Origin of the sequence: Caldicellulosiruptor sp. DIB 104C, assembly GCF_028198085.1 — a bacterium.
Lineage (GTDB): Bacteria > Bacillota > Thermoanaerobacteria > Caldicellulosiruptorales > Caldicellulosiruptoraceae > Caldicellulosiruptor > Caldicellulosiruptor saccharolyticus.
This window is the reverse complement of sequence record NZ_CP116337.1, coordinates 1,725,345-1,736,245: the sequence shown is the minus strand read 5'-3', so window position 1 is coordinate 1,736,245 and position 10,901 is coordinate 1,725,345. Positions and strand designations below refer to the sequence as shown.

General features: G+C 37.0%; 10 protein-coding genes and 5 tRNA genes. All 15 read left to right on the top strand.

What is annotated here, in order from left to right; genetic code table 11:
* Positions 1-53: 53 nt before the first annotated feature.
* The 15 genes from PGC14_RS08725 (at position 54) to yfmF (ending at position 10,900) form a co-directional block, all read left to right on the top strand.
* Positions 54-254, top strand: a complete 201-nt coding sequence (locus PGC14_RS08725) for a cold shock domain-containing protein (RefSeq protein WP_011916463.1) — start codon at positions 54-56, stop codon at positions 252-254.
* A 94-nt stretch (positions 255-348) separates the two neighbouring features.
* Entirely contained in the window at positions 349-1,206 is an 858-nt protein-coding gene (gene hslO / locus PGC14_RS08720; protein WP_271628689.1) for an Hsp33 family molecular chaperone HslO, read from the top strand.
* 178 nt (positions 1,207-1,384) lie between these two features.
* A tRNA-Val gene (locus tag PGC14_RS08715) sits at positions 1,385-1,460 on the top strand.
* Between the two features lie 8 nt (positions 1,461-1,468).
* Positions 1,469-1,545 (top strand) — tRNA-Asp (locus PGC14_RS08710).
* An 11-nt stretch (positions 1,546-1,556) separates the two neighbouring features.
* Positions 1,557-1,632, top strand: a tRNA-Phe gene (locus PGC14_RS08705).
* 18 nt (positions 1,633-1,650) lie between these two features.
* Positions 1,651-1,726, top strand: a tRNA-Gly gene (locus tag PGC14_RS08700).
* A 22-nt stretch (positions 1,727-1,748) separates the two neighbouring features.
* Positions 1,749-1,823 (top strand) — tRNA-Cys (locus PGC14_RS08695).
* 163 nt (positions 1,824-1,986) lie between these two features.
* The gene (locus PGC14_RS08690) at positions 1,987-4,122 is read left to right on the top strand and encodes a sodium-translocating pyrophosphatase (RefSeq protein WP_039765347.1); all 2,136 of its coding nucleotides are present in this window, start codon (positions 1,987-1,989) and stop codon (positions 4,120-4,122) included.
* A 178-nt stretch (positions 4,123-4,300) separates the two neighbouring features.
* Positions 4,301-4,627 carry a hypothetical protein gene (locus tag PGC14_RS08685; protein WP_015907310.1) on the top strand — a complete coding sequence of 109 codons (327 nt, stop codon included), beginning with the start codon at positions 4,301-4,303 and terminating at the stop codon, positions 4,625-4,627.
* A gap of 918 nt (positions 4,628-5,545) precedes the next feature.
* Complete coding sequence (gene gatC, locus PGC14_RS08680) at positions 5,546-5,830, top strand: Asp-tRNA(Asn)/Glu-tRNA(Gln) amidotransferase subunit GatC (RefSeq protein ID WP_013403791.1); 285 nt, start codon at positions 5,546-5,548, stop codon at positions 5,828-5,830.
* Between the two features lie 30 nt (positions 5,831-5,860).
* Positions 5,861-7,321 carry an Asp-tRNA(Asn)/Glu-tRNA(Gln) amidotransferase subunit GatA gene (gene gatA / locus PGC14_RS08675; protein ID WP_271628688.1) on the top strand — a complete coding sequence of 487 codons (1,461 nt, stop codon included), beginning with the start codon at positions 5,861-5,863 and terminating at the stop codon, positions 7,319-7,321.
* A 41-nt stretch (positions 7,322-7,362) separates the two neighbouring features.
* Positions 7,363-8,805, top strand: a complete 1,443-nt coding sequence (gatB, locus tag PGC14_RS08670) for an Asp-tRNA(Asn)/Glu-tRNA(Gln) amidotransferase subunit GatB (RefSeq protein ID WP_271628687.1) — start codon at positions 7,363-7,365, stop codon at positions 8,803-8,805.
* A gap of 35 nt (positions 8,806-8,840) precedes the next feature.
* The gene (locus PGC14_RS08665; RefSeq protein WP_271628686.1) at positions 8,841-9,176 is read left to right on the top strand and encodes a nucleotidyltransferase domain-containing protein; all 336 of its coding nucleotides are present in this window, start codon (positions 8,841-8,843) and stop codon (positions 9,174-9,176) included.
* Positions 9,148-9,549: a nucleotidyltransferase substrate binding protein gene (locus PGC14_RS08660; RefSeq protein ID WP_271628685.1), complete on the top strand. Its 402-nt coding sequence runs from the start codon at positions 9,148-9,150 to the stop codon at positions 9,547-9,549. Before PGC14_RS08665 ends, PGC14_RS08660 begins: the two co-directional genes overlap by 29 nt.
* 94 nt (positions 9,550-9,643) lie before the next feature.
* Positions 9,644-10,900, top strand: coding sequence for an EF-P 5-aminopentanol modification-associated protein YfmF (gene yfmF, locus PGC14_RS08655; RefSeq protein WP_422653025.1), 1,257 nt, complete (start codon positions 9,644-9,646; stop codon positions 10,898-10,900).
* Position 10,901 lies beyond the last annotated feature (1 nt).

Below are 10,901 nucleotides of genomic sequence, written 5' to 3'. Positions count from 1 at the left end.
AATATTATTTGTAAATGATTAAATGTGAAAAAAAGAAGGTGATCTTTTTTAAAATGCGTGGAAGAGTTAAGTGGTTCAACCCTGAGAAGGGTTATGGATTTATCAGTACTGAAAATGGTGATGATGTTTTTGTTCATTTTTCAGCCATCAACATGGAAGGATATAAGACTTTAGCAGAAGGACAGATGGTCGAATTTGATGTTGTGAAGAGTGAAAGAGGAAACCAAGCAGTGAATGTAAGAAAGGTAAAATAAGCTTCTGGCAGTTTTGCTGGAAGCTTTTTTGTTTTTGGTATAAAATAAAATCTATAAAATCTTAAACTTTTGTTTTTTGGGGGTAATACTGCTTATGGCAAAAATATTAAGAGCACTATCAAATGACAAAAATATTGCAATCTTCATCATGGAGTCAACAGATATAGTTGAAGAAGCAAGAAAAATCCATAATCTTCCACCTATTCCAATAGCGGCCTTAGGTAGGCTTTTGACAGCCGCATCAATGATGGGTGTTATGTTAAAAGGTGAAAAGCACACAATTTCAATTCAGATTTCTTGCACAGGAGTTTTAAAAGGCTTGGTTGCAGTTTCTGATTCAAAAGGAAATGTCAAAGGTTATGTAAAAAATAAAAATGTGCTCACAGAGATAAACGAAGCAGGAAAGCTAAACGTCAAAGGTGCAATAGGAGAAGGCACACTAACAGTTATAAAAGACCTAGGCTTAAAAGAACCATATATTGGTCAGATTGAACTTGTCTCAGGTGAGATTGCAGAAGATATAACGCACTATTTTGCTTTGTCAGAGCAGATTCCATCTGCTGTTGCACTTGGTGTTTTGATAGACAAGGACGAGAGTGTAAGGTCAGCTGGGGGATTTATAATCCAAGTACTCCCTGAAACACGCCCTGATATTATTCTCAACCTTGAAGAAAGGCTCAAAAGTTTTTCAAATATCTCTTCTATTCTGGCTGAAAATGATATTGTTGATATTGTAACAGAACTTTTTGGAGACATTGAATATGAGATTTTGGATGAGTATTATCCAAAGTACAAATGTGATTGTTCAAAACAAAAGGTAGAGAGTATAATTCCACTTCTTACTGACGATGAGATATCTGATGAGAAGATAGAAATTGTCTGTAGCTTTTGTGAGAAGAAATATTATTTTACAAGAGAAGAAGCTTTTAAAATTAAATATGGCTCGAAATAATAAGAAAATTTAAGCTATCTTTAGCCTGGACGAGAAAATTTGAAAAAAATCAAAGAAAATTATAAAATTTAGCTTGATTCTGCCTAAAAAATGCTATTGAAAAACACTAAGATGTCAAGTATAATAAAACATGTCGCCGCTGATTAAATGCGGCGACGACAAAAAAAACAATAAATATGGGCGGTTAGCTCAGCTGGGAGAGCACCTGCCTTACAAGCAGGGGGTCGCAGGTTCGAGCCCTGCACTGCCCACCATCTAAAATGGCCCAGTAGCTCAGTCGGTTAGAGCGCCAGCCTGTCACGCTGGAGGTCGAGGGTTCAAGTCCCTTCTGGGTCGCCAGTTTAAGACATGCCTCGGTAGCTCAGTTGGTAGAGCAGAGGACTGAAAATCCTCGTGTCGGTGGTTCGATTCCGCCCCGAGGCACCAAAGAAAATATTATAATGAGCGGGAATAGCTCAGGTGGTAGAGCGCTACCTTGCCAAGGTAGATGTCGCGGGTTCGAGTCCCGTTTCCCGCTCCAAAATTTTATATAGTAAGAATGTGGCGCCATAGCCAAGCGGTAAGGCAAGGGTCTGCAAAATCCTGATTCCCCGGTTCAAATCCGGGTGGCGCCTCCAATATATGAAAGTTATCAAACCTGCTTAAGAAAAATTGAGCAGGTTTTTTGTTTTTCTGAAAGAAGGATTTTTTGACCTTTGCGTAGAATAAAAATATATTGTATGCTTTTTTAAAGGTCGACAAATTGTTGACAAAAAATTTTATCTTTAAGGAGGGATTATTGTGGGAGCCTACATAGCTTTAATCTATGGAGTAATTGTGTTTGCAATTCTTGTAATCATTGGCCTTGTCAAATTTATCTTCTCTCAAGAAAAAGGTAATGAAAAGATGCAGGAGATTGCAGGTGCAATCAGAGAAGGTGCCATGGCATTTTTAAACAGGCAATACAAAACTATTGGTATTCTTGCATTGATTGTTGCTGTTATAATTATAATTGCAAATTATTTTGGTAACCTTTCAAAAGGTTCATCACAGGCCGCTTCGATTGCTTTTCATATAGGTTTTGCTTTTATAACAGGTGCACTCTGCTCAGCAATATCTGGGTATTTGGGAATGTATATTGCAGTGAACTCTAACGTCAGAGCTGCAGCAGGTGCAAGAAAAGGTTTAAATAGAGCTTTGCAGATAGCTCTTCGTGGCGGTGCTGTGACAGGTTTGGCTGTGACAGCCCTGTCGCTTTTGGGTGTTGCAACACTATTTTTACTGTACGGTGGAGCTTCTGGAAAAGAAAATCTTATAAAAGAAGCACCTTCGCTAATTGTCGGATTTGGATTTGGTGCATCGTTTGTGGCACTGTTTGCTCAGCTGGGCGGCGGAATTTATACAAAAGCTGCTGACGTTGGTGCTGACCTTGTTGGTAAAGTAGAAGCAGGAATTCCTGAAGATGACCCAAGAAACCCGGCTGTTGTTGCTGACCTTGTTGGTGACAATGTAGGAGACTGTGCAGGCCGTGGTGCTGACCTTTTTGAGTCAACAGCTGCTGAGAATATTGGTGCTATGATACTTGGTGTTGCATTATATCCTGTATTTGGGTGGAAAGGAATTTTATTCCCACTGGTTGCGCGTGCGATAGGTATTGTTTCCTCTGTCATTGGACTTTTCTTTGTAAACACGAAAGACGAGAGTAAGGATCCAATGAAGGCTTTGAATAAAGGATATTTTGTGACCACGATTTTGAACTTGCTTGTTTTGATATTTGTAGTAAAGGCAATGTTAAGTGGAGAGCTTCCAAATGGTCAGAAAGTTAACTGGTGGCTTTTATATGGTTCTGCAGTTACAGGAATTATACTGAGCTATATTTTCGTATGGCTTACAGACTTTTATACCTCATATCACTACAGACCTGTTAAGGAGATAGCAAAAGCTTCAACAACTGGTCCTGCAACAAATATCATAACAGGTATGTCTGTTGGTATGGAATCAACTGCACTGCCAGTTATATTTATCTCAATTGCAATTTATATTGCATACAAGCTTGGTCAGCATGCACTTCCTGGGTTTGCAACCGGAGGACTTTATGGCACAGCTATTGCGACAATGGGTATGCTTTCAACCTGTGCATATATTTTAGCAATGGACACATTTGGACCGATTACAGACAATGCCGGTGGTATCACTGAGATGTCAGGCGCACCAGAAGAAGTAAGGAATGTCACAGACAGGCTTGATGCTTGTGGAAATACAACAAAGGCTCTTACAAAAGGTTATGCAATTGGCTCTGCTGCTCTTGCAACTTTCTTACTTTTCTCAGCTTACCTTGATGAGGTCAAAAAGATACTGGGAAGACCACTTGAGTCTTGGTTCTCTGTTGATATTGGAAAACCTGAAGTATTCATCGGTGCATTTATCGGTGCGATGGTGGTATACCTCTTCAGCTCAACTGCAATAAGAGCAGTTGGAAGAGCTGCTCAGTATGTTATCTTGGAAGTAAGAAGACAGTTTAAAGAGATACCTGGTATTATGGAAGGAAGAGCAAAGCCAGATTATGCAAAGTGCGTTGACATTGTTACAAAGGGTGCTTTAAAAGAAATGGTGGTGCCTGGTATGATAGTTGTAATTGCACCAATACTTGTTGGAATACTACTTGGCAAAGAAGCAGCAGCAGGATTTTTGATGATTGGCACAATTGCAGGTGTGATTTTGGCACTATTCCTCAACAACGGTGGCGGTGCATGGGACAATGCTAAAAAATACATTGAGCTTGGCAACTACGGTGGCAAGAGGTCAGATGCGCACAAGGCAGCAGTTGTTGGCGACACAGTTGGAGATCCTTGCAAAGATACAGCAGGTCCATCTTTGCATGTTCTTGTAAAGCTCATATCAACAATTACTCTTGTATTTGTGTCTCTATTTAGATAATAGTTTTGACAATTCAGAGGAAGTTTTTGAAAAAAGATAAGGGGAAGGGACTGAAAAAAGCCTTTCCCCTTTATTTTTTTGTTTTTGAGAGTAGTATTGTTTAAAATTAAATTGAGTTGTTAAACAATTTTCAAAAATGGTATAATAAAATTAAGGAAATGAATAGGGGGGAGCACAGATGGGTCTGTTTGGATTAGGTGTGCCAAAACAGATAAAAGAGCTTGGGCGCGACATCTGTGAACCGCTCGATGTTGAGTACATTGAAGGTCATCCAGACATAAAGTATCAGGGTAGAATGAAGTTGCATGTCTGTCAAAACGGTTTTTACCTAATTGACCCATCAAAAAAGCACTTTGGAGTTGTTAAGTGGACAGATTTTAAAGATGCATATCCCAGCAAGACAGGTGACAGAAGAACAGTGATTGCAACAAATAATTTTAAGATCTACTTACTTGGTATTGAAGAAAGAGTTTGCGAGGTTTTGACAAAGAGGATGGCAAGCTAAGGTGAGGTAAGTATATGCTTGAAAGGTGTTTTATAAGGAGAGGGACTGCGCTTTGCAGTCCTTTATTTTTTGGACCAAATACGTCAAAATATTTATACTTCTACAGAAAAGTTATTGAGATGGGAATTTTTAATTTAATCGAGGTCTAAACTCAAAAAATGAAATTACTTTGACGAAAAAAGCAAAATTGAGCATTGACAAAGTTGCAAGTAGTTGTATAAAATTTTAACAGAAAACTACAGGGAATAAGTGGTTAAAAGATTAATTGTAGCAAAAATCATAAATGAACAAGAAAAAACATAAAAGCTATATTTTAGCAAAAGGATAAGGATAATGAAGTAAAGAGGTTATAACAAAATATTTTTGAACTTTCATCATAATTGGGAAACAACATATTTCATACCTTCTGTTTCGATTTCTAATGTGGGACTCGATGGTCCTCTGGTTATTCACTTAATGTAACTTACTCCTCTGTAAATAAATATTGGCAAAGATGCAGTGGAGGTCAAACAATTAATTAATATTGCAAACTTAAGGAATGATTCGATATTGAACAAACAAAACGATTGGAAATTTGCTTTAATGGTTATAGGAACAATAACTTTTGTTTTAATGTTTATAGCCATCTTTATATTCAAAGATACAAACACATCTCTTTTATTTCTTCTTTCAGTGTTAACTGCTACCTATATATATCAAACCATCTTTAATAAAAATAAATAATAAAACGATTCAATATCAATAGTTGGGGTGGGTAAAATAACTAAATGCCTACCCCTGTTTAATTTATTGAGAAATTTAGGTTCTTTATAAATAATTCTACCCTTCTTATTTTTCTTGATAATGAGATTTTTTTACTATAAAATAAAAAAGAGTAGCAGAAAAAAGCTTTAAAAACAAAAGGAGATGAGATAAAGCATGATTACAAGAAACGATGTTGAATATGTTGCAAACCTTGCAAGACTAACTTTGACAGAAGAAGAGATAGAGAAGATGACAAAAGAGCTTGGTGCTATAATTGAATTTGCAAATAAGCTTTCTGAGCTAAATACTGAAGGGATTGAACCAACTGCGCACGTTTTTAACCTTTACAATGTTTTTAGAAGCGATGAGGTAAAACCTTCATATCCACGTGAAGAGATTTTGAAAAATGCTCCATCTCATGACGATGTTTGTATAAAAGTCCCAAAAATAGTAGAATAAATCTTTATATGTAAGGAGGCAAAACAGAAGATGCTCTACAGACTGACTGCGCACGAGGCAATTGATCTTATCAAGAAAAAAGAGGTCAAGTGCCAAGAAGTTGTTGAAAGTGTTCTTGAGAGAATTAAACAGGTTGAAGATAAAGTAAAGTCGTATATAACAATCACAGAACAAGAAGCTTTAGAAAATGCAAAGAAGATTGATGAGAAGATAGCAAAAGGCGAAGATGTAGGGGTGCTTTACGGTCTTCCAATTGCCTTGAAAGATAATCTTTGCACAAATGGAATAAAAACAACCTGTGCATCTAAAATCCTTTACAACTTTGTTCCCCCTTACGATGCAACTGTTGTGAAAAAGCTAAAAGAAAATAATATGACGCTTTTAGGAAAGCTCAATATGGACGAGTTTGCAATGGGCTCATCAACAGAAAACTCTGCTTTCCACACAACAAGAAATCCGTGGGATTTGGAAAGAGTTCCGGGGGGTTCATCAGGTGGGTCTGCTGCGGCTGTTGCGGCAGATGAAGCATTTTTCACACTTGGCTCTGACACAGGTGGGTCTATCAGACAGCCAGCTTCACTTTGCGGAGTTGTTGGCATGAAACCAACATATGGAAGAGTTTCGCGATTTGGGCTTGTTGCTTTTGCATCTTCTCTTGACCAGATAGGGCCTTTGACAAAAGATGTTGAAGACTGTGCTTTAGCTATGAATATCATCTGCGGACATGACCCATATGATGCAACATCAGCACCAGTTGATGTTCCTGACTTTACAAAGGCTCTTGTAAATGATGTCAAAGGTCTTAAGATTGGAGTTCCAAGAGAATATATGGAAAAAGGAATTAACCATGAAGTAAAAAAAGCTGTTGAAAAAGCCCTTGAACTTTTAAAGTCTTTGGGTGCAGATTATGAAGAGTTTTCAATACCAATTGTTGAGTATGCGCTCCCAACATACTACATCATTGCATCATCTGAGGCAAGTTCAAACCTTGCAAGGTACGATGGAATCAAATATGGGTACAGAACACAAAACTATGAAGACCTAATAGATTTATATAAAAAGACAAGGTCTGAAGGGTTTGGGGCTGAAGTAAAAAGAAGAATTATGCTTGGCACATATGCACTTTCTGCGGGGTATTATGATGCATACTACAAAAAAGGGCTTCAGGTAAGAACATTGATTAAGCGAGCATTTGATGAAGCTTTCCAAAAGTATGATGTTATTGTGACACCAACAAGCCCGACAACAGCGTTCAAAATTGGTGAAAAGGTATCAAATCCGCTTGAGATGTATATGTCTGATATATGTACAGTGCCTGTAAATATTGCAGGACTTCCTGCTATTTCTATTCCATGCGGATTTGATAGTAATGGTCTTCCAATAGGTCTTCAAATAATAGGAAAGGCGTTTGATGAAGAGACTATCTTGAGAGTTGCATATACCTATGAACAAAATAGTGGATATAAAAACCTAAAACCCAAGAATTTATAAATCTTTACAAAAAGTTATTAATCAAGAGGTGAAAAAAGAAGATGGAATATGAGGTTGTGATAGGTTTAGAAGTACATGCAGAGCTTGCAACAAAATCAAAGATATTTTGCAGCTGCACCACAGAGTTTGGCGGTGAGCCAAATACCCACTGCTGTCCCATTTGCACTGGTATGCCAGGTGTTCTTCCTGTTTTGAACAAAAAGGCAGTTGAATATGCCATAATGGCAGGGCTTGCAACAAACTGCAAGATTGCAAAATATAGCAAACAGGATAGAAAAAACTATTTTTATCCTGATCTACCAAAAGCATATCAGATCTCGCAATATGATCTTCCACTTTGCTATGATGGTTATATAGATATTGAAGTTAATGGTGAAAAGAAGAGAATAGGTATAAAGAGAATTCACATTGAAGAGGATGCTGGGAAGCTTCTTCATGACCAATGGGAGGAAGGTAGTCTTGTTGACTTTAACAGATGTGGTGTGCCTTTGATTGAGATTGTTACAGAACCTGATTTACGTTCAAGTGAAGAGACACGAATTTTCCTTGAAAAGCTAAAGGCAATTTTGCAATACACAGGGGTTTCTGACTGCAAGATGCAGGAAGGTTCGCTCAGAGTAGATGTAAATCTTTCTGTAAGACCAAAAGGTTCAAAAGAGTTTGGAACAAGGACCGAGATGAAAAACTTAAACTCATTTAGGTCTGTTGTCAGGGCTATTGAGTATGAAGCAAAGAGGCAAATAGAGGTTTTGGAAAGTGGCGGTGTTGTTGTACAAGAGACAAGAAGATGGGACGAGGCAAAAGGTATAACCCTTTCAATGAGGACAAAAGAAGAAGCGCACGACTATAGATACTTTCCGGAGCCTGACCTTCCACCTATAATTGTAGACGACAACTGGATTGAGGAGATCAGAAAGAGAATCCCTGAACTTCCTGACCAGAAAAAGGAAAGGTATATAAAAGAGTATGGGCTTCCAGAATATGATGCTGGAGTTCTTACATCATCAAAGGCAATAGCAAACTATTTTGAAGAGTGCATAAAATACACCCAAAATATAAAGGCTGCAAGCAACTGGATGATGGGAGAGATTATGAGGATATTAAATGACAAAGGATTAGAGCCTGAGGAAATTGTCAACATAAAAATTAGGCCAAATCAGCTTGCAAGCTTGATTAACCTTGTTGATAACAAGACAATTTCCAATACTATTGCAAAACAAGTCTTTGAAGAGATGTTCGAAACAGGCAAAGATCCAGAGGTCATTGTAAAGGAGAAAGGACTTGTTCAGATAACAGACAGGAACGTAATTTTAGAAGCTGTGAAACAGGCAATAGTAAACAATCCAAAATCAGTAGAAGACTACAAGAATGGAAAAGAGAAGGCGTTTGGATTTTTGGTAGGACAGGTTATGAAGATAACAAAAGGCAAGGCAAACCCACAGCTTGTAAATGAAATCTTAAGAGAGGAGCTTGAGAAAATTTAAGCTCCCTCTTTTTTAAATTTTTTGAAAAGGTGAGAATGAAGGTGGAAACCAAAAGGTTTGGAATTGAGGAAGAAATCTTAGATAAGATTATCGAAATTTTTAAGAAATACAAGCAAGTAATAAAAGCTTGTATCTTTGGTTCGAGGGCAAGAGGAGACTATAGAAGAGGTTCTGACGTGGACATATGTATTTGGCTTGAAGAGGAGAGTGAAAATCCAATTTATAAGATCCAGGATGAATTAGAAGAAGTTAATACAATATTGCTGTTTGATGTTGTTGCGTTCAATAGCATTACAAAAGAAAGTCTCAAAGAAAGTATTATGAAAGAAGGAGCAGTTATATATGAAAGAGAGAATAGTAGAGAAGTTTGAAGATTTTAAGAGTGCTTTAAAAAGATTGGAAGAAGGTATAAGTATACAGCCAGATAGGGACATCATTATGGACGGGACAATCCAGAGATTTGAATTTGTCTTTGAACTTTCATGGAAGCTCATGAGGGAATATTTGAAGTATACTGGTTTAGAGATTAACAATCCTCGGGGCGTTATAAAGTATGCATATCAAAACGGCATTATAGAAGACGGTGACAGGTGGCTTAAAATGCTTTCAGATAGAAATATGACTTCACACTTATATAACCAGAAAATGGCTTACGAGATTTACCAAAACATTAAACTTGAGTACGTAGAGCTATTTAGGAAGCTGCTTTTAAAATTTGAAGAGATAATATCTTCTGAGCTGTGAAGATGGCAAATTTGTTGATGGATTTGCAAAAAAAGGGTAAAATAAAATTAAAAACATTGTTGGTTTAAACGTAGTTTTTGAGGAGATGAGAAAAGTGCAGAAGATAGACTCAAATAACAATTTTTATATGGCATTTTACGACGATAGATTCAAGATAAACAGAGTTGTGGTAGCATTTATAGACAGGCTTGAAAAAGAAAAAAACACTTTAAATGCGCTATTTCCAATGGTTTTGATTAGGGGAAACAATAAGTACAAGGATATGAAAGAGATAAACAGGGTTTTGGATAATATGTATGGTGCAACTCTGAGCATTGACGTGGATAAAAAAGGCGATTTGCAGACAATTACCTTTTCAATAAGTTTTTTAAATGACAGATATGCTGGCGAACAGCTTTATGAGAAGTCCTTGCAATTTTTACATGACATAATCTATGGACCAATAGAATATGGTGGTGGATTTAAAGAAGATGTGATAGAACAAGAAAAGAACAATCTCAAACAGGAAATAGAAGGCAGAATCAACGACAAGGTCCAGTACGCAATTGACAGGTGTATAGAAATAATGTTTGAAGGACAAAATTATGCCCTTTACGAAAAGGGGAATGTTGATGATTTGAAGACCATAACGAAAGATAAACTATTTTTGCAGTACAAAGAAGTAGTTGAGAAAAAGCCTATGTATGTGATGATTTATGGCGACTACAACGAAGAGTACGCAATTTCTAAGGCCTTAGAAGTATTTGGACAAAATCAAAGAGAAGATATCAAAAATGATTTTTCTATTAATTTTCCTTTTGCTGGTACAAGGTATATTACAGAGGAAATGGAAGTAAACCAAGGCAAGATTTCAATTGGTATAAGGACAAATGTTGACACAAGGTCCACTGATTACTACAAACTTTTGATGTTAAACGGAGTTTTAGGTGCGTCACCAAAATCAAAGTTATTCGAAAATGTGCGTGAAAAGGCTTCGCTTTGTTACTATGCATTTTCAAGGGTTGATAGATTCAAGTCAGTCATGGTTATAAGTTCTGGAATAGAGATTGAAAACTATGAAAAAGCTTTGAATCTGATTTTACAGCAGCTTGAGGATATCAAAAAAGGCGTGATCACAACGGTTGAATATGAAAGTGCCATAAATTATTACAAAACAGCGCTGATGGCTATTTATGACAGTCCAAGAGATCTACTTGGATTTTACCTCAATCAGGCTTTAGTGGGTGAGATGCTTGAGCCAAAAGAGATTTTTGAAATGCTTAAAGATGTGAATGTTTCAGATGTAAAAGAGATTGCTAACAGATTTGAGGTTGATACAGTATATTTCTTGAGAAACAGAGGTGCAATGTAAG

What these genes read in the sequence shown, in the direction of transcription:
- gatC (WP_013403791.1), top strand. Translation starts at nt 5,546, where the DNA reads ATGATTACAAGAAACGATGTTGAATATGTTGCAAACCTTGCAAGACTA.
- PGC14_RS08660 (WP_271628685.1), top strand. Translation starts at nt 9,148, where the DNA reads ATGAAAGAGAGAATAGTAGAGAAGTTTGAAGATTTTAAGAGTGCTTTA.
- gatB (WP_271628687.1), top strand. Translation starts at nt 7,363, where the DNA reads ATGGAATATGAGGTTGTGATAGGTTTAGAAGTACATGCAGAGCTTGCA.
- gatA (WP_271628688.1), top strand. Translation starts at nt 5,861, where the DNA reads ATGCTCTACAGACTGACTGCGCACGAGGCAATTGATCTTATCAAGAAA.
- PGC14_RS08665 (WP_271628686.1), top strand. Translation starts at nt 8,841, where the DNA reads ATGAAGGTGGAAACCAAAAGGTTTGGAATTGAGGAAGAAATCTTAGAT.
- PGC14_RS08685 (WP_015907310.1), top strand. Translation starts at nt 4,301, where the DNA reads ATGGGTCTGTTTGGATTAGGTGTGCCAAAACAGATAAAAGAGCTTGGG.
- hslO (WP_271628689.1), top strand. Translation starts at nt 349, where the DNA reads ATGGCAAAAATATTAAGAGCACTATCAAATGACAAAAATATTGCAATC.
- PGC14_RS08725 (WP_011916463.1), top strand. Translation starts at nt 54, where the DNA reads ATGCGTGGAAGAGTTAAGTGGTTCAACCCTGAGAAGGGTTATGGATTT.